Raw genomic sequence first — 19,000 nt, forward strand, 5'->3', positions numbered from 1 at the left:
ACTTTGCAAAGGAGATCGCTTAGAGCAAGGCATAGATTGCTGTAACTAGTTATTCTAATTGCAAAACCTACAACGCAGCTATCAGTGATTTTAACAAGCAAGAATGATTAAATATGTATTCAAATTGGTTTAAATCATTGTTTAAATTAACAAAAATATCTCTCGCCAATGTGTTTAATTCAAAATAAAAGAGCAGCTCTCGAAGGCTGCTCTTATAGATTATTCCATTAATATTGATATTCCCTTAAGACTCGTTCACAGGTTCTTCCCGACCCTCCTCTTGCCTTCTAAAACGAGAAACTAAGCGCAAGAAAAAACGTTTCACAGCCCTGAAGATATTTTTTATATCCTCCAGCATTAGGTACAAACACGGTACAAGCACTAGCGTCAGTACCGTCGCATAGAGGACGGCAAACCCTAACGCGACGGCCATAGGAATAACGAAACGTGCCTGTAAACTCGTCTCAAACATGATAGGTAAAACGCCTGCAAACGTGGTGATTGATGTGAGAGTGATTGCACGAAAACGCGCACACCCAGCCTCTACCACAGCTTGTTTTATACTCATCCCTTTTTCCCGGACGTGGTTGACATAGTCTGTCAGAACAAGAGAGTCATTAATAACGACGCCCGCAGCCGCAATCAAACCAAATGTCGACATCATACTGATATCAAGCCCTAACCAGAAATGCCCCCAAATTGCACCGGTTAAACTAAAAGGGATAACAGACATAACGATGAGCGGTTGCGTGTAGCTCTTCAGAGGGACCGCTAACAAAATGTAGACGATAACCATGCCAGCCACGAAGAACATGATTTGTTCAGTACGTTGCGCCGCTTGCTCTTCTATGTCACCGCCCAGCTCAGTCTTAACGCTTGGGTATTGCTGTTTCATATCTGGCAGTATGTTGTCGTCGATGGTCTTCACGACCTCTTCAGGCTCAACCAATTCTTCATCAATAGAACCATACACATAAACCGTTTGGTAACCACCTTCACGGCGAATGGTACTCACACCCGGCTGCTCGCTGATTTGAACGACATCGCCAAGCATGACTTTTTTGCCTGATGGGGTTGTGATCACCGCATAACGCAAAGAAGAAAAGGCTTCACGTGTTAGCTGTGGATATCGAACCATGACCTTTATTTCCTCACCATCGCGAAGAATGCGTTGGGCTTCTCCACCGTAAAAGCTGCCCCCAACTTGCTGAGCTATCATGGTAAGGTCCAGTCCAAGATCATAGGCTACAGGGGAGAGCGATAGAAGTACCTCCTTACTACCCGAGTCAATAGAAGAAGAGATATCAAACAGTCCCTCTTGTTGCTGTAATCGTTCAATTAGGTAGCGTCCCGCCTCGTTTAGCTCTTTGATGTTTGAACCAAAAAGGAGATAGCCAAATTCATCACGCTCCCCACCACCAGCACTCTGGTCGCGGATTTTCATGCTCTTTATGCCAGGAATAGTTGGCATAGATTCTCGCCAACGTCGCGCAAGCTCAAACGTGTTGTAAGGCCGCAGGTCTTCGTCTACCAGTGGCACCAAAATACGCCCTTCATTACGGCTTCGGTTGTAAGAAAGCACATCACGGTTCATTCCTTGACCGAATTCTTCAATCGTTTGAGACTCCACGTTTTGCATCACCGCTTCAATGGATTGCAGCGCTTCAATCGTCTGCTCACTCGATACGGTATCATTCATTTCAATGGTAATAGCGGGGTAATCCGTTGGGACCTTCGGGTTTGGGATCACGCGAACATAGTTTGAATTCACTAAGGCGGCACTAATTGCTAACAAACCACAAAATACAGCAAAAACTGTCCAACGCCAGTGTGTGCAAGAGGTAACAAAACGGCGATACGAACCATTAACAAAACCAAAGAAACGTCGATTAAAGCAGTCACGCCAACCGCCAGGCTTACTCGGTTTGAAGTTTGTGTGGGCAAGATGTGCTGGCAAAATTAACTTTGATTCAATCAAACTGAATGTTAAACACAAGATCACGACGCCAGAGATACCATAAAAGAACGCGCTATCGATGCCACTCGAGAGTAAAAAAGGCGCAAATACCGCAATGGTGGTCAACACACCAAAGGTCGCGGGCGTCGCAACTCGTTTGACGCCTCTTACAACGTTCTCAACACCGCCGCCTTTTTCCTCTATTTCGCTGTAGGCACTTTCGCCCATCACAATGGCATCATCGACCACGATACCGAGTACCATAATAAAGGCGAACAGCGACACGATGTTCACCGTGATCCCTAGAGCAGGCATCAACATGACCGCGCCAAGGAAACAAACGGGCAAACCAATCATCACCCACATTGCGAGACGGAAACGTAAGAAAACGCTCAACATTATCGCAACCAATGCTGCACCCTGTAATAGGTTTTTCAACATCATATCGAGACGACCGTTCAGATAGTATGTCATATCGACCAACACCTTTAACTGAACATCGCTTGGTAATGCTTTGTTTTTGGCCTCTATATACTTGTGAACGGATTCAGCAACAGGAATGATATTTTGGTCACGCGTCGCTTGTACCGACATATAAATGGCATTTTGCCCTGAGTATTCAAAGTAGCGCTCTTCTTCCGTAAAGCCATCTTTGATCGTCGCAATGTCCTGCAGCAACACTTTGGCACCATTTGCCCCCAGTTTTACGGGTATATTGCGGAACTCGTCTCCATGATAGTACTGATTTTCAATACGCACGGCGATCATTCCGGAATTGGTTTTCACCTCACCCGCAGAATAATTGGCAGAGTAACGACGGATGGCATTACTCACGTCATTCAGCGTTAAATCATATTTGCGCAGAATACGCGGATCGACTTCTATCGCAATCTCTTCTTCCGGAGCACTTAACTCAACAAGCATGACGTTTTGCAATTGAAGCAACTCGTCTTCAACTTCCTTGGCTATGGGCTTTAATTCTTCGAGTGGGCGGTCACTCACTAACCCCATTTCAATCACATCTTGGCGCCATTCAACCTGATAGACGTTTATTGGCTCCATCCCAGCGGGTAAATTCGTTAAAGTATCTATTCGCTGTTTTACGTCATCCAAAACACGTTTGATATCCGCGTTGACATCCACTTCAATCGACACATAAGCACTACCACGAGACGCTTGCGCCACTACTTTTTTGATTCCAGTAACATCTTTTATCGACTCCTCGACTTTCATCAAAATGCTCTCTTCGATTTCTTGAGGAGAGGCGCCAGGATAGGTCGCTTGAACATCAATGTAGTTTACTTCTATGTTCGGGAACATCTGTCTTTGAATGAAGACGTAGCTGACGATGCCCATGATAATAATGAATACCATCAACAGATTGGCAGCCACTGGATTATTGGCAAAATACGCGATTAAGCCTTTTTGTTTGGTCTCTTCCATGACAAGCTCCTAGTTACTGAACAACGGTAACGGAGTTGTCATTCTTTTTTGCGATTTTCACCGCCATGCCTTTTTGTGGGTATTCTGGTAAGGTTAGGACCAGTTTATCGTTAAGCTCTAATCCGTCCTTCACCAACATAAACGCCCCTTCAGCTCTTAAAACGGTAACCGTTCTTGGTTGAAGTTTATTGTCGTCAGTCACTACCCAGACCGTGCGGTTTTTCACTAATTCTTGTGGGAGACGATAAATATGCTTCAACTCTTTGCCCGTAAAGCTGACTTCAACATACGAGCCAAACTTAATCGGTGGTTTCTTGGTTTCAATACCATAAGGGTCGGCCACCTGAATCACCATATTGATCATACGTGTTGCACTATCAATCATCCCTAGATCCCGAACAACCTTACCATCGCGAGTCGTCGATAAAACACCTTGCTGAGTGACAGTAGCATGCAGATCGTCGATAGATTCAGGCAAAAATACGCTATCAAACCCAGCAATTGGAACATGCACTTCTGCGACTTCAATATTATTTATAGTGGCAACTCGAGAGCCTGCTGTCACAAATTGTCCCACACCAATGTCGCGTTCAACGACAAGCGCATCATATGGAGCAACCACTTTACAGTTTTCCAGATCACGCCTAGCACGCTTAAGTGATGCAAGGGCGGATTTGACTTGCGCTTGGGCACTCAATAATTGCGGTTTACGCAAATATAAGTCCGTCACCTGTTTGTCACTCATTTGTTTCGCCTGGCGTTTTGCAACTTCTGCTTTTGCTTGTTCCTCAATCAACGCTGCTCGCGCACTTGCCAGTGCAGCTTCAGCTTGCAGTACTGCCGCTTCGTAGTTATCACTTTCAATGGTGAATAACACTTCACCTCGCTTTACGATGCCTCCGGTAACAAAATTAGCATGCCAACTGATCACTTCCCCGCTCACTTGAGTCGACAACTGAGTTTTTTCAAAAGGAACCAACTCTCCGTAGCTCGTGATAACAACATTATGATTGGTAGGAAAAAGAGAAGACGCTTGAACGGTCGGTTCAACTACAGGCTCTTTCGTGGACTCTTTCTTTGGCGCAGTCATCGCTATTGCTGAATACCCGGCATAAGAACCACCAGCAATAACGAAAGGCAAAAGCCAACGCAACATGGGTTTTGTAAACATCAAAAATCCTTTTATATGTATCTCACCAACAAACCCTCATCCAATCCGTTTGTACTATCGTAAAAAACAGCATTTAAGGCATAAAGACTTGAGTATGAGGTAAGGCAATTGCATCTGAAATAAATAATCACCGAAGCCGATTACCGCGTTCCATGGAATCAACATCAGTGTAACTTTTTATAATCTTCATTTTTATAGGTATAAAATATCAAAGATGGCTCAATTAGCGTAATTGAAATTAACACTTTCTTAACTTAGATCTCAGGTTGTAATGACACAACGCAGCGCTTTAACTAAGCGCATGCCAATTTCATAGCGTTTGATACGAATAAAGTGTGATTAGCGAGTTAGAAAGGACGACCTAAGCCATACAACTCAATATCATTCAGGTCTATAATTCACACTATGAAATGCTTTTTAAGACAGGGACATGTCATTGTTCGATACAATTTCTAAATTTATATTCACGGTATTTTTTACTGTAATGTCTGCTTGCTCTTCAATCGAAGACAGAGACCCAAGCGAAAAATCAACAAGCTTCCAGATGGGCTACCAACAAGAGACGGTACTGGCTGAGTATTTTGAAGCGTATGGCAAAGATCCTAAAACGGTGACGGGTTTCTACCCACTTAATCAAGGACACGATGCACTACTTGCACGAACGACTCTTATTGAATCAGCACAAAAAAGTCTAGACTTGCAGTACTACATCTATCGCGGAGATGAAACCAGTCGCTTTATCACTTGGCGTTTGTACGAAGCAGCAAAACGTGGGGTGCGTGTTCGCCTACTACTTGATGATATGCAAAAACGCAATGATCAAGTCATGGCCGCTCTAAACGCTCATCCAAACATTGAAATCCGTTTATTTAACCCTCACGAATACCGGGGATCACGTTTATTTGAGCTTGCTAGTGACTTTAACCGCCTTAACCGCCGAATGCATAATAAGTCACTTACCGCAGACAGCGTTGCCGCCATTGTTGGTGGACGAAACATTGGTAACGAATACTTCTCTTTCGAATCAGAAGTGGAATTTGGTGACTTCGATTTACTCCTCTATGGTGAAGCCGTTCAGCAAACTGCTGACCAATTTGATCTTTACTGGAACAGCCTTTACGCCGTTCCAATGGAATGGATAACACCTGACTTTGAGCAAATCACGGATGCAGCCATAGATAAACAAGTACAAGAGTTGGAATTAGGAAAAAAATTCACATCTGGGACTTATAACTTTACTAATTTGGAAATGTATCAGGAACTCAAGCAAGGCAAACTAAACCTATATTGGGGCGATGGTCAAATATGGTTTGATTTACCCGATAAAATCGCAACTAATGAAAGCCAGCTGGTCGGAAATTTAATCGAACTACTCAAAACGGTAGAACACTCTTTTGTTCTTATTTCTCCTTATTTTGTACCAACCGAGTCAGGAACAAAAGCACTCACCAATGCAGCCAAACGAGGAGTTGATATTACTATCGTTACGAACAGTCTTGCCTCAAATGACGTATTTGCCGTCCATGGGTGGTATGCAAAGTATCGAAAAGCTCTGCTTGAATCCGGCATAAAGCTTTGGGAAGTCAAATCCAGCGCAAAACTCAAAAGCAAATGGAGTTTAACGGGTAGTAGCCGGTCAAGTTTACATGCCAAAGCTATGGCACTTGATGGAAAAACACTTTTCGTCGGTTCAATGAACTGGGACCCTCGCTCTGCTGCGCTCAATACAGAAATGGCGGTTGTGGTGGAACAGCCAGAGTACATACAAAGCTTTGTTGCTGAACTACCAGAAAAGCTGAACAACAATGCTTATCAGTTAACGCTGCGTGATGGTGATATCATTTGGACTGACACCAAAACTGGAAAAGAGTATGACTCCGAGCCAGAGGCTGGCGTGTGGCGTAAAATGGGCTCCTGGTTCTCCGGCATATTGCCAATAGAAGACCAGCTTTAACAGAAAAAATCTTTGAACACATAACGTTACAACTCTTCAAACCGTAATCCGTTACATAACGTGAAGAACTTTGCTAAAGGTTTGTTTAATCTGCTATTGTTGCACGGTCTATCTGTCTTCCTAACGCAAAAGGACGTTTTATGCGCTTATTCATTGGTATTTTGTTCTCACTGATTCTTGCACTGCCTACCTTGGCAGCCGAAGAAAAATATTCAGAATCAGATTTATTAGATAGACCGTTGATGGAGCGCTATATTCTTGACGAGATTAAAGCGCTGCGTCAGGACTATCAAAGCCTAGAAAAACGTATGATTGTTGAGATCACCGACCGTGAGCTTGCCGTAGCAGATAAATCACTCAACTACGCCAACGTTACTGTCACCTACTTCTTTTACATCATTGCTGGCGTGGCCTCTTTGATTGCTTTTGTTGGCTGGCAATCCCTGCGTGAGTTTAAACATAACACCAAAGAAATGGCGGATAAGCGACTAGACAAAATCGCCAGTGAATACGAGAAAAAGTTCGTCGCACTTGAGCGAGATCTGAAACGCAAGACCCGCATCATTAGTGAAAACAATAAAGAAATCGAAAAAATCAACGAAATTCATAACTTGTGGCTGCGTGCACAAAGCTCGCAAACGCCGGAACAGCGTATCGAAATTTATGATGAAATATTGGTTATTCGCCCTGGAGATCTAGAAGCACTGACCTACAAAGCCGATGCTGCGATGGAAATCAACGAGTACCACTGGGCACTGAGCTTGTGTAACCGAGTACTGGAAGTGGACTTCACTAACGGTCCAGCCCTGTATCAAAGAGCTTGCGCGTATTCTCGATTAGGTGTTGAAGAACAAGCCATTGAGGATTTAGAGCGCTCGATCGAATACAGCCCGTCGATTCGTGATCTGCTTGCTGAAGAGCGTGATCTTGAACTCCTTCACGGTAATGAACGATTCGAAAAGTTATTGCAACTTGGCCACCATAATTCAACGGATTAAACACCATGAGCCGCCACTTTAATTTAGAAGATGCCAGCCAAGTCTTGGTTGGTGCATTTGCTCTTGCAGTGCCGATTTCATTTTCTGAAGAAGCGTGGCGGTTAGGGGAAGAATTGCCATTCACCAATCTGCTTATGTTGTTGAGTTTATCGGTGATTTTTCTCAGCTTTTTTGCTTACCAAAGCGTATTCCAAAGCCGGATTCGACATCGGATCGCAATCTTTATCTTTCGCGTGTTTATCGCCTACTTGATAACAGCCATCGTGGTCGCGCTTGTGCTGCTTTGCCTTGATAAACTCCCACTTGCAACAGAGCCCATAGTCGCAATCAAGCGCATTATAGTCATTACAATGCCTGCTTCCATGGGCGCGATTGTTGTGGACAGCTTTGATAAAGAGTAAAGCGTTATTCTACTTATCTAACGACAGTCCGATTTGGCTGATTTTACTTTCAAACTCTTCGATGCTTTCTGCTTTGTAAGTCGGCGAGCCATTAAAGTAACGTGGTTTCTCTGGCAGCATCGCATTTTTCAGCTCTTTTTCTTGCTCGACATTGTCATGATAAACCGTGACACGATGTGGGATATCCTGTTTCATTTCAGCCATATTAGGTCTCCTTATTTAAAACCAACTATAAGCGTAGACTGAAATATAAAGGTTACAAATTCATCACACGAATTCAGTTCAGAAATAAGGTCGAAGCCTAACGAAATCGCTGAACTTTACAGTCCTCTGAATATTCTTTCAACTAATTGACTCACATAGGTTTTACTGACAAATTGATATCATTCTCTTGCTTTCCTATGACGTAAATTTCATAAGTGCGACTAATATTATACTCAAATGTCCTCAAGCAACCGGGTTCAGTTTACGTTCACTGAGCACCCCATCTTCGAGGCATTCAGTATTACCTTAGATCTTGACAAAAAGAGGCACAGAATGAAAAAGACGATGTTGGCGTTAACTGGTGCAGTGATCATCCTGGCAGGCTGCCAAGACGAAAAGCCTGCGGAAACATTAGCAGTAGAAGCACCTCAAGCAAGTGAAGCACAAGTTGCAAATGCTCAGGCGGCTGAAGATGAATTAGTCGTCACAGCACCTGTAGTTGAAGAGAAAGTGACTGAGGATCAGGGAATTACCCCAGAAACATTCGTTGACTCTGCGCACAATGCTAGTAACTCACTTGACTGGAATGGTACGTACAAAGGCACGCTACCATGTGCAGATTGTTCTGGCATTGATATCACTTTAACCTTGAACCAAGATGGTACTTACGTGCTAGAGCAGAGTTACCAAGAAAAAGACAATGGTCAAACCAAATCAGAGGGATCATTCACTTGGGGTGAAAATGGTAGCGTAATCACTCTCAATAATGAAACAGCACCAAACCAATACTTCGTAGGTGAAAACGTACTCATGAAGCTAGACATCAACGGTGAAAAAGTCAGTGGTGAAATGGCACCCCTGTATAACCTGAGCAAACAGCAATAACCATACTCATGGCTGTGAACAGTTAAGTCTAAACCCGAGCGCTACGCTCGGGTTTTTCATGATACTCATTTTGACGATTATCCCCAGCATAGGTGCTTTAACCAATTGGTGATTTTGATAATCTCAGACTGTTTCGAACGGCTTTTTTTGTGAATAAAGTAAAAGGAATCCCCCGTTTCTAAGCCATGAGACGGAATGTACACCAAATCTTGTGCTTTATCGCGCTCATTGAGCATAAAATCATTCGCGAACGCGATACCTTGGTCGTATCGAGCTGCTTCTATTGCGAGCAGCATGTGGCTAAAGTGCTGTATATCCGCGTGTTTAGGTAAAGCGTAACCTCCCGCTTTGCACCATTCTGCCCAATCCTTCCCTCGCTCATAAAAAATTGAATCCGTTGATAGTATTGGATATTGCCACAAAGCTTCTGGCAAAGGTTGATCTTGTATTTCCTTCCAAATCTTATGGCTACAGACTGGGTATAAGATTTCATCATACAAGTGCGTCGCCATATAATTGCGCTTTGGCGGTTGAACGGTGATAAAGCAATCCCCTACGCTGTCCGTTTGTTCTGGATCGCTCGCGACCATATTCAATGTCAGATCAATTTCTGGATGAAGGCGTTTAAACTCAGACAAGTGAGGAATTAACCACTTCACGGCAAGCGAGCTGTATATCGCCAAACGAATACTCCCTTTCTCCCCATCACGCACCCGATTACTTGCGGTTGCAATCATACTTATCGCTGGACTGATATCTTCTAAATATCGCGCTCCCGTGTCAGATAGCGACACCTTTCGCCCTTGGCGAATAAATAGAGACTCTCCTAAATAATCCTCTAGCAAACGTATTTGGTGGCTAACCGCGCTTTGCGTGACTTTGAGCTCTTGTGCCGCTAGCGAGAAACTCAGGTTTCGAGCGACCGATTCAAAACAATGCACCGCTCTTAGTGGTGGCAATTTCATTATCTAATAAACTCATAGTTGAACTAATAAATATCATTTTACTTCATCCTATGACATCCCCTACTCTTACGCAAAGATTAAGGGAGTGGAAAAAGTGAAAATTACATCTGTTGGCGCTGCTATGTTGCTACTCATTATTGGAAACCTTATTGCGGTGGTCTCTGACTCGTTAATAAAAAGTGTCGGCAACGACGTGCCTGTTTTTCAGTTTGTCCTGTTTCGCCAAATTTCTGCAGTACTTTTGCTTCTGCCATTCTGTTTTTTCGCAAAATCGACTCGTCTAATGGAAGGATTTAAGTGGCACGCTATTCGAGCTCACGTTTGGCTACTTGGTGCAGTATTTATGGTATTGGCAATATCGTCTTTGCCTTTAGTAACCGCAAACGCGGTGTTTTATGCCGCACCTTTGATCATGCTACCTTTAGCGGCATTGTTCCTTAAAGAGCAATTATCTAAGCAATCGATCGCGGCAGCGATCGTCGGATTTACTGGTGTGTTGGTGATCATTCGTCCCGATCAATTCGACTGGGCAGCCATGTACGCGTTTGTTGTCGCTCTGTCTTTAGCAGTCAATAACCTACTGATACGTAAACTACCTAAAGATCAGTCAGTGGCGCATACTCTGCTTATGACTAACCTGGCAGGTATCCCAGTAGCACTATTACTGGTCTTCATCGAAGCGCAACCCTGGCAATGGGACGCTTTCCCAATCGCAGCTGGATCAAGCTTATTTATCATGATTTATGCCGCAACGTGTGTGATGGCTTATCGCTCTATCGACAGCAACAAAATTGCAAGTGCAGAATACAGTGGCTTAATTGGTGCCGTTGTCATTGGCTTTATGTGGTTTGATGAAGTGCCCGATATTTACATGGCAATTGGTACGGTATTGATCGTTGTACCACTGATTTGGCTCTCTAAACGTGAACGTCGGATAAAAAAACGGCAAGCTCAAATTCAATTGGAGAAGGAACAGCAAACAAACTTAGCGTAATCCCAACCTGTTCGTGACGAGGCCAGCTTGCCTTTGCATGCAGTAAGCTATAGATTAAAAGCCCTTTCGTCAAAATAGACAAAAGGGCTTCACTTAATGGGCAACCTAATTATTGTGGCAATACCACTTTACCGTCTTCGATAGGAAAGCTCTTCACTGTCGGCTTACTTGCTAAACGAACCGTTGTTGGCGCTCCCGCAACTTCATAGGTAACATCATAACCAACAACTTTTTCTGACGTTGTATATTCGGTGTGGCACTGTTGCCTCGTTGTCGATACGACATCACCTTTTTGCACATTTTCTTGGATTTTACGGCCTGTTAGTGCACCTGCAATTGTCCCTGCGGCTGTAGCAATAATTTTACCTGAGCCGCCACCAATCTGATTCCCAATAGCAGCGCCTGCCGCAGCTCCACCAACGGTACCGAGAATTTTGTTATCATCTGTCGGTTCAACTTGCTGCGTCACAACCACATCCTTACAGACTTGATGAGGCTTCTTGACCGCTTCTGTAACGGATTCAATCAGCGTAATATTTGCTTGTGTTGGCGCTGTCGGAGTCTTCTCCTTACAGCCCGCTAAGACAGCAAAGACCACAGCCGCAGTAGCGATAGATTTTATTTTCATGGTATACATCCCAGCATGTTTCCGTTGCATTCACATATCGAATGACTTCCAGGTACAGGATGCAGAACGCAGTCAATGACGCCAGTTCAAGGAAAGAGCGCAATGACTTAGCGCACGCGTTCCAAGTTATTTGACGATGAAATGGTGTCAACGACACCCTTCAATAAGGACTGAGCCAAGCATCTTGTGGTTATGTGGGTATAGTATGTTGTGAAATGTAAACCACATCAGGCGAAACCAAAGCCTGTGTCATTTACTAGTAAAAAACGGTGTTTTTTAAAAGCACGGTTAATAAATATCTAGCGGAATGTCAATTCAGATAGAGAATGGGAAAAGCATTCGTTAAGCCAAGCTGAGAAATAGCTCGTCATCGGTGAGGTACTTATGACGATGAGTCATGTGTCTCACATGCATAAACATAAAATCGGGAAAACCTGGCGCTATAATGTTGTTTGGCTCCCAACAAATACCACCGACAAAGACGTAACGCCCTTGCTTCTCATCGTCGTGAAGTTGGTTATTGATCGCAGAGGATAATTCGGCTCGACATCCTTCTACAACACAGACAATTTGGCCTTTGAATAATCCAATCACTCTTTTGACTAAGTTCGCTTTCATGCCACACTTCCAAGCTTGGCGAGTCGCTAACTCATAGCCGTATTTTCTGATGGTTTTCTTTTGCAAATGTACAACCAAATTCATGTTTCTCTCCTGATTCCAGCGAAGGCACTGCGGCCAAAAGTCGTCTAGAACAGAGTGACTATAACTGAATAGCTCCCTACCTATAGCAAACTAATTTTTGTTGATACGATAGAGAGTAGTTATCAATACGAGAAAAACACAACTCAGGCGTCAATCAGATAGTTTTCACCTTCATGTTCTAGACGATCAATAAGAAGACGGCACTCATCCAGATCTAAAGGTTGTTCAAATCGACGTTTTAAGTTCATTAAAAAGAAGATGTCTTCACACATCGCTTTTTCTGGTTCGTCACTGATTTTCGCCACTGGTGAGCCGTTACAAGAAACCATTTTAATCACCATCGACAATGGCTCGTAAGCTTGACCTTTTTTATTGGCATAATTGCCCATATCATTGGCAAGGAAGGTTCCAATACCAAAGCTCACTTGCACTCGCCCTTGAAAATATTCACAAATATCCAACGCTTGGTCGAAGTTCAGTCCATCAGTAAAGACTAGGGTTTTGGTCATTGGATCGATATTCATTGCTTGATAGTGCGCAATCATCTTTTCGCCCCAAGTGAACGGGCAGCCGCTATCATGACGAACGCCAAAATAAGCGTTGCTAAGCTCTTGGTCAAAATCCTTTAGAAACGCATCGATACCGATCGTGTCCGTTAAAGCAATACCTAACGCTCCATTAAACACCTGTTGCCATCGTTGTAGTGCGACTTTTTGTGACTCCTGCACACTAACGAGTGCTTGGTGCCCCATAAACCATTCATGAGCCACCGTCCCGATGGGTGTTAGGCTCAACTCTCGTGCTAGATGGTAATTACTCGTGCCTGTTAAGCAATCTGGCAACGTCTCACGTAAATACTCGACCATCGTACGCTGAGCTTGGAAAGAAAAGCGACGGCGAGTCGACATATCAGAAAACTTAAAATTCCTGATATTACGACGTTTAAGCTCGGATTTTAGATGACGAACTTTATCTTCCAACACCGCTTGAAATTGTTGCAAGGGAATCTCGGACCATCGTAGCCGACTACGCACTTCGGACACAATGCTCATGATGATGGTTTCGTACAGTATCGTCTCTTTCCATAACCCACTAATAGTAATACGAAGTTGGCTAGAACCATCTGGCATGGCTTTACTATACAAAGAGACATCGTTTTCGGGATTAAACTGGAAGTAACGTAAAGCATCAACAAACTCAGAGTTAAGATAAGGCGCAACGCGCTTCATGTAGTCAATTTCATCTTCAGTAAATCGAAGGTCTTGAAGTTTGAGAATCTCGGCTTGTACCTCTGGCAACAAATCAGACAGATCTTCATCACTGCGCACAATGAATTTATATGACACCTCTGCATTTGGGTACAGCTCCGCCACTGCACTCATCATGTTCACTTTGTACACATCAAAGTCCATTGCACTTTGGATGATACGTGAAGAAAATAATTTGCTACTCATTAGGTGCCCTTCTATATACTCTTTGCTCAAGTATATAACTTCTTGTTACTAACCAAATCAGCGTAAACAATAAACATCCACAGCATGTTTGTCAACTTATGTTACTAACCACTAATATTCCTCATTTTTTTTCGCTTATAATCGCTCACCTCCATGTGTGTAAATCTATTAAATGCCTTTATTTATCCACAAAAAAGGCTAAACGTTATACATTTGGTTTTAACATCTCGTTTATAACAAACAGTTACTTACCTATTGTATAGCCAGTTTTTATACGCTAGATTACATACAAATGAATAGTAGGACTCAACTATGATCGTAACTGTCGACATTATCCCATTCAGGTTATCTGGTTTTGCCGATAAAGGATTGGAAGTGTTGTTGATAAAACGTTCAAACCCAAACCGACCTTATCACGGGGTGTGGGCTTTGCCCGGTGGATTCGTCTTTGATAAAGACTTAACCCCTGAGGGAGGACGCCCTGCGGATGAAAACTTTGAAGCGGCGAGACGAAGAATTTGCCGAGAAAAGATCCACACTTATCCACGTCATTTTAGTGAGGCATTTATCGATGGGGATCCTAAGCGCGATCCTGATGATTGGAGCCTCAATATTACTCACTATGCATTGGTGGACCGGGCAAATATCGAACAAATCAACAACGCTGGTATCCCGGAATGCCATCTAAAATGGTTTCCTATACAAGCTATCTTAAATGGAGAAGAAACACTGGCATTTGACCACCAGAACACGATAGAAAAAGCGTGGCAAAAGTTACGCGCTTCTATTGAGTATACATCGGTACTTTTGTTCGCGTTAGACAAAGAGTTTTTGGTGGCCGATATCATCTCCGCTTATCAAGAGTTTGGTATCGATATCAGTCGTATGACGATAAAGCGCCGTTTGATTGATTCGGGAGTGCTGAAACCAACGAACAAGGTTGCTTCGACCAACAAAGGCAAAGGCGGTAAACCTGCGATGATTTACACATTGACGAGTGACGAAGTGACCTTTTTTCAAAACTGTTTGCGTGGATAGACGCAATCAAAAAGCCAGACAAGGAGTCTGCCATGACTGTTCGAGTACACTATCAAACCACGGCGGTTTTCGACATCGACCCCGAGAAAGGGTTTACGGAACTTTGCCCCGAAGAACTGCCGGTTTCTGATGCTTTAGAAATCGTACCCGAGTTACTGAAAAACCACACGAAAGGTAGGCTAAAACTAGTAAGTCGAGACTTGCATCCGCCAAAAGCGGCCTGGGATGCTGCAACACCAGCCGATATGCTTAAACCCGTTGGCTTACCAAACGTGGATGTGAAGTGGAATCGTCACTGCGTACTCGGAACCAAGGGAGTTGAATTACTTGATGGTTTGCCACCGATTTTAGACTACGACTTTCAAGTCAATAAAGGTATGGATCCTGACGCGCACCCTTATGGTGTATTCTTTCATGACATCGCCGATACCAAAACCACTGGCGCCAATGAGTTTCTTAAATGCCAGGATATAGATACGCTTGTCGTTGGTGGACTCGCACTTGATTTCTGTGTGAAAAAGTCGGTTCTACAAGCACTAGACCTCGGCTTCAACGTCATCGTAAATCTCGCCTCCACGCGCGCGGTACTGCCAGAATCTATGCAAGAAGCGATAGCAGAGATGCAAGACAAAGGCGCAGTGTTCGTTGAACATGCCGATGACATCATCGTCGAGCATTTTGCGTAGCATTACTTCACGAATAGCGAGAGAAAACATGGTGGTCGGATAAGCGCTTTGCTTCTTGCAGTGAGCTCTACTGTCAATACATAATGCGGCAAACTTTCAAGCAAACAGAGTTATGCAAGAGATATACTTTGCAGGCGGCTGCCTTTGGGGCGTGCAAGAATTTATGCGTCACCTACCCGGTGTAACAAATACAGAAGCTGGCCGAGCGAACGGTACCACAAGCTCTACCTCCACCGACTACGACGGTTATGCAGAGTGTGTACGCACGCAATTCGACCCTCAGCATGTCTCAGTCGAAACGCTGATGGGCTATTTCTTTGAGATCATCGATCCGTATAGCGTTAACAAACAAGGTGACGATGTTGGCGAAAAATATCGAACTGGGGTTTACAGTCAAAATACGCAGCATCTTGAAGCAGTAAAACGCTATATTGCAGCAAGAGAAGACGCTGAGAGGATAGTCGTGGAAGTCCTCCCTCTTAATAACTACGTGCCAAGTGATGACGAACACCAAGACCGACTGACCCGCTTCCCAAACGACTATTGCCATATTCCTTTGGACTTATTGCACAAATACAAAAACAGCTAAGAAACATCAGTGCTCTATTCAAAGCAATAGCTCACCTTAAAACAACAGTTCGACCCAAAACAACAGAAAGGGAGCTCATGACTCCCTTTCTGTTGTTCAGATCAATTCGGTCATCGTCATGCCTAACGAGCCGCTTCTGCTTCCAACTCTTTTTCGGCCACGGACAACATCGCAAATTCCTCTTCTGCTGTTGTCGCCACCAGTTTAGCGCCAGCTACAAACAACTGTTTGGTGAAACACCTTCAGAGACAAGATCGGCCAATCAACGACCTCACTCCCTCTAGGTTGAACCATCGATTCAAGTTTGTTCAAGATTAATCACTAAGGACGGCACTCTGACATTTGTGTCTGCAACCAGGCAATAAACCGACTCTCCAGCTCGGTTGTTTTTTTTTGATCTTGAGTTAACAGCACATAATCATGGTCTGACCGAACGAAGCCAAACGGAGCAATTAAATTACCTCGCCAGATGTCATCCATGACTAATGGTAGGACCCAATCACTGCTCCAAGCCCATCTACTGCCGCTTGAATACAAAAGTAGAAATGTGCAAATGTCTGCTCAGTATTCTCATTCATCTCGTTCCGATCTGTAATCAACATCAAACACCGCCTCAATCAAGCTTGTGGCGCTGGGTTGTTTGTCTTTGGTGCAATGCTTGGACTAAAGGTTTAACAGCTCAACGGATTACTGAGAAGGCTGTATACCAAGTTCTAGGTATTACTAGAGCAATGTAGAATCCGCTAATCCCTGTGATAGTCATGGCCAAAGGATGTAAAATATAGCTATACGTTAAAGGATTAGTGATACAAACCATAACGCGCTTTAACACTCAAGAATGAACTCAAGGAAAAAACTGTAATGAATAAAACGATATCTCTGCTACTAACAACATTAGCGCTCAGTGCTATTGCACCCAATGTCCTGAGTTCGGAGCGCGCAGATAAAGGCTGGCAACTGATTGAGCAAGGCGCAATGATTGTGGATGTTCGAACACCACAAGAGTTCTCAGCAGGTCATCTAGACAACGCGGTCAACTTTCCTCTTTCAGAGCTCGACAAACATGTTCAAAGTATCGAGAAAGATCAAATGATTGTGCTTTATTGTCGTAGCGGTAACCGTTCCGGTCAGGCTTACCAATATCTGCAATCGCAAGGCTTTACTAATCTTCATAATGCTGGCGGGTTAGACGAGTTGAAAACAGCCCAATAGCTTGTGTTCATCAAAAGTACTCATAAACGAAAAACGCTAAGCAGGGCGCTTAGCGTTTTATCTTTCGTTCAGAGAAACATCAATTAAAGCAGACAGTGCTTGGTGTAACTTGTCGCTTCGTTCGCTGTCCAGTCACCTTTCGGTTTTTCTTTCAGGTCTTCACACCATTGTTCGCTGCCAACACCATCTTGCAGAACGCAATGTTTCGCAAAATCGACGGCACTTTCAGTTGTCCAATCAGATTTTGGTTTTTCGCGCATATCGTTACACCAAGATTCAGTGCCAACCTCATCGCTACAAGCCGTTAAAGCCAAAGACGCCAACAACAACATCGCTAGTTTTTTCATAAGTTTTCTTTTCCAATTTTAAATAATGTTCTAGCAACTCACCTCACGACACTCAATTCAAACAAAACGGATAAATTCAGTATCTTGACGCGAATTTTGTACAAACTATAGCTAAATTGCCAGTCTTGATGTTAAGACTGCGACAATTTCTCGACGAATATATCTTCAACACCCTCACTCAATCTTATTTCTAGACGTCATTTGAGGTGTAAAGCGATCAGCGAGTGTGTGCATGAGTCAATGACGTCAGGTTCGCAGATCCGGTGCCAAAGCAAGCCAAACGAAGCTCAAGTGCCATTTGCTCAAAGTGCTCTACGACAGACTCGGTGCTGATGGTTGCCGCTTTCAATACAGCGGAGGCTTGGCCAACTAGGTTCGCACCAAGATGAATCGCTTTGGCCGCATCTAACCCATTGTGTATTCCGCCCGATGCAATCAAAGGCAACGTCGGAGACTGAATACGAATACTCTCAAGACATCTTGCTGTCGGTATTCCCCAATCACGAAATAACTCCGACGCACGCTGCATTTTGGCATCGTCTTGGCAAAACCCTTCAACTGCACTCCAACTCGTACCACCAGCACCAGCAACATCAATCGCGTTGACGCCGGCCTCCACTAGCCTTTGAGCGACAACACAACTGATTCCGAAGCCCACTTCCTTTACGATGATCGGGACACTGACACGTGATTTCAGCTGTTGTATCGCATGAAGCACTCCAATCCAGTTATGATCCCCCTGGTCCTGAAAGGCTTCTTGCATTGGATTAAGATGAATGATCAAGGCATCCGCTTGTAACCGATCAACAGCACGCTGCGCATTGTTTAGGTTTCCCTTGTCCCTCAGTTGTGTGGCACCAAGGTTGGAATACAACGGCACACCTTTCGCTAAATCGCGAATGGTTTGACTCAAACCAGAATGCTGGTTTTTTTCTAAGCTAATCCGTTGCGATCCAACCCCCATCGCAATACCTAACTCGCTGGCCGCTTCTGCTAAGCGACAGTTGATCTTCTCCGCCTCTTTCGCCCCACCAGTCATTGAGCTGATGAGAAACGGAAGTGCTAATCTTTTGCCTAAAAACTCGGTGGAAAGGTCAATCGTTTTAAGGTCACATTCTGGCAACGCGCAATGCTCAAACTCTATAGACTCGAAGCCAGACGTTTTGGTTTTCATGTTCATATCATGATGTAACACAGCGTCTAAATGTAAATCTTTTCGGTTAGTTTGCGGAACCATAACGTCACCCTAAAGTAAAACAGTCGCGCAGTATTGCGATCCTAGCTTTGAAGGTCAATGCGAATTTTCTGAAATTTCCACATTGTTTTCAGAAACTCACCACAAGCACTCACTCTCCTCCCATAACAGTAGACC

18 protein-coding genes and 2 pseudogenes are annotated in these 19,000 nt (G+C 43.9%); 10 read left to right on the forward strand and 10 right to left on the reverse strand.

The features are described from left to right. Positions 1–244: 244 nt before the first annotated feature. The gene (locus ONE56_RS18870) at positions 245–3,400 is read right to left on the reverse strand and encodes an efflux RND transporter permease subunit (protein ID WP_423840734.1); all 3,156 of its coding nucleotides are present in this window, start codon (positions 3,398–3,400) and stop codon (positions 245–247) included. 13 nt (positions 3,401–3,413) lie between these two features. After that, positions 3,414–4,571 carry an efflux RND transporter periplasmic adaptor subunit gene (locus ONE56_RS18875; protein ID WP_423840735.1) on the reverse strand — a complete coding sequence of 386 codons (1,158 nt, stop codon included), beginning with the start codon at positions 4,569–4,571 and terminating at the stop codon, positions 3,414–3,416. 430 nt (positions 4,572–5,001) lie between these two features. Between ONE56_RS18875 and ONE56_RS18880 the strand changes: the two genes are divergently transcribed. From ONE56_RS18880 to ONE56_RS18890, 3 genes are all read left to right on the forward strand, one after another. Next, on the forward strand, positions 5,002–6,525 hold the full coding sequence (locus ONE56_RS18880) for a phospholipase D family protein (protein ID WP_423840736.1): 1,524 nt from the start codon (positions 5,002–5,004) through the stop codon (positions 6,523–6,525). Between the two features lie 140 nt (positions 6,526–6,665). After that, the gene (locus tag ONE56_RS18885; RefSeq protein WP_041156355.1) at positions 6,666–7,523 is read left to right on the forward strand and encodes a tetratricopeptide repeat protein; all 858 of its coding nucleotides are present in this window, start codon (positions 6,666–6,668) and stop codon (positions 7,521–7,523) included. 5 nt (positions 7,524–7,528) lie between these two features. Beyond that, a complete protein-coding gene (locus ONE56_RS18890) occupies positions 7,529–7,924 on the forward strand; it encodes a DUF2391 family protein (RefSeq protein ID WP_041156354.1) in 396 nt (131 codons plus the stop codon). 9 nt (positions 7,925–7,933) lie between these two features. Here ONE56_RS18890 and ONE56_RS18895 read toward each other — a convergent pair whose 3' ends face one another. Then, positions 7,934–8,128: a hypothetical protein gene (locus ONE56_RS18895; RefSeq protein WP_041156353.1), complete on the reverse strand. Its 195-nt coding sequence runs from the start codon at positions 8,126–8,128 to the stop codon at positions 7,934–7,936. A gap of 333 nt (positions 8,129–8,461) precedes the next feature. Here ONE56_RS18895 and ONE56_RS18900 point away from each other — a divergent pair, with 333 nt between their 5' ends. Then, entirely contained in the window at positions 8,462–9,013 is a 552-nt protein-coding gene (locus ONE56_RS18900; RefSeq protein ID WP_423840737.1) for a copper resistance protein NlpE, read from the forward strand. 77 nt (positions 9,014–9,090) lie between these two features. Here the strand turns inward: ONE56_RS18900 and ONE56_RS18905 are convergent, their stop codons facing one another. Continuing rightward, positions 9,091–9,978: a LysR family transcriptional regulator gene (locus tag ONE56_RS18905; protein WP_041156351.1), complete on the reverse strand. Its 888-nt coding sequence runs from the start codon at positions 9,976–9,978 to the stop codon at positions 9,091–9,093. Positions 9,979–10,072: 94 nt separating this feature from the next. On the opposite strand from ONE56_RS18905, the gene ONE56_RS18910 reads away from it, so the two are divergent. Next, complete coding sequence (locus ONE56_RS18910) at positions 10,073–10,972, forward strand: DMT family transporter (RefSeq protein WP_423840738.1); 900 nt, start codon at positions 10,073–10,075, stop codon at positions 10,970–10,972. A 109-nt stretch (positions 10,973–11,081) separates the two neighbouring features. Here ONE56_RS18910 and ONE56_RS18915 read toward each other — a convergent pair whose 3' ends face one another. The 3 genes from ONE56_RS18915 to pncB form a co-directional block, all read right to left on the reverse strand. After that, positions 11,082–11,600: a glycine zipper 2TM domain-containing protein gene (locus ONE56_RS18915; protein ID WP_423840739.1), complete on the reverse strand. Its 519-nt coding sequence runs from the start codon at positions 11,598–11,600 to the stop codon at positions 11,082–11,084. Positions 11,601–11,942: 342 nt separating this feature from the next. Further along, positions 11,943–12,302 carry a hypothetical protein gene (locus ONE56_RS18920; protein WP_041156349.1) on the reverse strand — a complete coding sequence of 120 codons (360 nt, stop codon included), beginning with the start codon at positions 12,300–12,302 and terminating at the stop codon, positions 11,943–11,945. A 143-nt stretch (positions 12,303–12,445) separates the two neighbouring features. After that, the gene (gene pncB, locus ONE56_RS18925) at positions 12,446–13,756 is read right to left on the reverse strand and encodes a nicotinate phosphoribosyltransferase (RefSeq protein WP_331438292.1); all 1,311 of its coding nucleotides are present in this window, start codon (positions 13,754–13,756) and stop codon (positions 12,446–12,448) included. Positions 13,757–14,068: 312 nt separating this feature from the next. Between pncB and ONE56_RS18930 the strand changes: the two genes are divergently transcribed. From ONE56_RS18930 to ONE56_RS18940, 3 genes are all read left to right on the forward strand, one after another. Then, on the forward strand, positions 14,069–14,794 hold the full coding sequence (locus tag ONE56_RS18930) for an NUDIX domain-containing protein (RefSeq protein WP_041156347.1): 726 nt from the start codon (positions 14,069–14,071) through the stop codon (positions 14,792–14,794). 32 nt (positions 14,795–14,826) lie between these two features. Then, positions 14,827–15,480, forward strand: a complete 654-nt coding sequence (locus ONE56_RS18935; RefSeq protein ID WP_423840740.1) for an isochorismatase family protein — start codon at positions 14,827–14,829, stop codon at positions 15,478–15,480. 112 nt (positions 15,481–15,592) lie between these two features. Next, a complete protein-coding gene (locus ONE56_RS18940; RefSeq protein ID WP_331438294.1) occupies positions 15,593–16,069 on the forward strand; it encodes a peptide-methionine (S)-S-oxide reductase in 477 nt (158 codons plus the stop codon). Between the two features lie 321 nt (positions 16,070–16,390). Here the strand turns inward: ONE56_RS18940 and ONE56_RS18945 are convergent. After that, a pseudogene (locus ONE56_RS18945) lies at positions 16,391–16,644 on the reverse strand (LysR family transcriptional regulator); the annotation flags it as partial. A gap of 16 nt (positions 16,645–16,660) precedes the next feature. Between ONE56_RS18945 and ONE56_RS18950 the strand changes: the two are divergent. Beyond that, positions 16,661–16,744: pseudogene (locus ONE56_RS18950) on the forward strand (LysE family translocator); the annotation flags it as partial. A gap of 186 nt (positions 16,745–16,930) precedes the next feature. Then, entirely contained in the window at positions 16,931–17,281 is a 351-nt protein-coding gene (locus tag ONE56_RS18955; protein ID WP_423840741.1) for a rhodanese-like domain-containing protein, read from the forward strand. 83 nt (positions 17,282–17,364) lie between these two features. On the opposite strand, the gene ONE56_RS18960 is transcribed toward ONE56_RS18955, so the two are convergent. Both ONE56_RS18960 and fni read right to left on the reverse strand, forming a co-directional pair. After that, positions 17,365–17,628 (reverse strand): DUF3012 domain-containing protein, encoded by a 264-nt coding sequence (locus ONE56_RS18960; RefSeq protein WP_041156341.1) that lies wholly within the window; start codon positions 17,626–17,628, stop codon positions 17,365–17,367. 217 nt (positions 17,629–17,845) lie between these two features. Beyond that, positions 17,846–18,865 carry a type 2 isopentenyl-diphosphate Delta-isomerase gene (fni, locus tag ONE56_RS18965; RefSeq protein WP_423840742.1) on the reverse strand — a complete coding sequence of 340 codons (1,020 nt, stop codon included), beginning with the start codon at positions 18,863–18,865 and terminating at the stop codon, positions 17,846–17,848. Positions 18,866–19,000: the final 135 nt, after the last annotated feature.

The organism is Vibrio mytili, assembly GCF_049563345.1.
GTDB lineage: Bacteria > Pseudomonadota > Gammaproteobacteria > Enterobacterales > Vibrionaceae > Vibrio > Vibrio mytili.

Coding starts and splice junctions, on each gene's coding strand:
- ONE56_RS18870 (WP_423840734.1), bottom strand. CDS start 3,400: ATGGAAGAGACCAAACAAAAAGGCTTAATCGCGTATTTTGCCAATAAT.
- ONE56_RS18875 (WP_423840735.1), bottom strand. CDS start 4,571: ATGTTTACAAAACCCATGTTGCGTTGGCTTTTGCCTTTCGTTATTGCT.
- ONE56_RS18880 (WP_423840736.1), top strand. CDS start 5,002: ATGTCATTGTTCGATACAATTTCTAAATTTATATTCACGGTATTTTTT.
- ONE56_RS18885 (WP_041156355.1), top strand. CDS start 6,666: ATGCGCTTATTCATTGGTATTTTGTTCTCACTGATTCTTGCACTGCCT.
- ONE56_RS18890 (WP_041156354.1), top strand. CDS start 7,529: ATGAGCCGCCACTTTAATTTAGAAGATGCCAGCCAAGTCTTGGTTGGT.
- ONE56_RS18895 (WP_041156353.1), bottom strand. CDS start 8,128: ATGGCTGAAATGAAACAGGATATCCCACATCGTGTCACGGTTTATCAT.
- ONE56_RS18900 (WP_423840737.1), top strand. CDS start 8,462: ATGAAAAAGACGATGTTGGCGTTAACTGGTGCAGTGATCATCCTGGCA.
- ONE56_RS18905 (WP_041156351.1), bottom strand. CDS start 9,978: ATGAAATTGCCACCACTAAGAGCGGTGCATTGTTTTGAATCGGTCGCT.
- ONE56_RS18915 (WP_423840739.1), bottom strand. CDS start 11,600: ATGAAAATAAAATCTATCGCTACTGCGGCTGTGGTCTTTGCTGTCTTA.
- ONE56_RS18920 (WP_041156349.1), bottom strand. CDS start 12,302: ATGAATTTGGTTGTACATTTGCAAAAGAAAACCATCAGAAAATACGGC.
- pncB (WP_331438292.1), bottom strand. CDS start 13,756: ATGAGTAGCAAATTATTTTCTTCACGTATCATCCAAAGTGCAATGGAC.
- ONE56_RS18930 (WP_041156347.1), top strand. CDS start 14,069: ATGATCGTAACTGTCGACATTATCCCATTCAGGTTATCTGGTTTTGCC.
- ONE56_RS18935 (WP_423840740.1), top strand. CDS start 14,827: ATGACTGTTCGAGTACACTATCAAACCACGGCGGTTTTCGACATCGAC.
- ONE56_RS18940 (WP_331438294.1), top strand. CDS start 15,593: ATGCAAGAGATATACTTTGCAGGCGGCTGCCTTTGGGGCGTGCAAGAA.
- ONE56_RS18955 (WP_423840741.1), top strand. CDS start 16,931: ATGAATAAAACGATATCTCTGCTACTAACAACATTAGCGCTCAGTGCT.
- ONE56_RS18960 (WP_041156341.1), bottom strand. CDS start 17,628: ATGAAAAAACTAGCGATGTTGTTGTTGGCGTCTTTGGCTTTAACGGCT.
- fni (WP_423840742.1), bottom strand. CDS start 18,865: ATGGTTCCGCAAACTAACCGAAAAGATTTACATTTAGACGCTGTGTTA.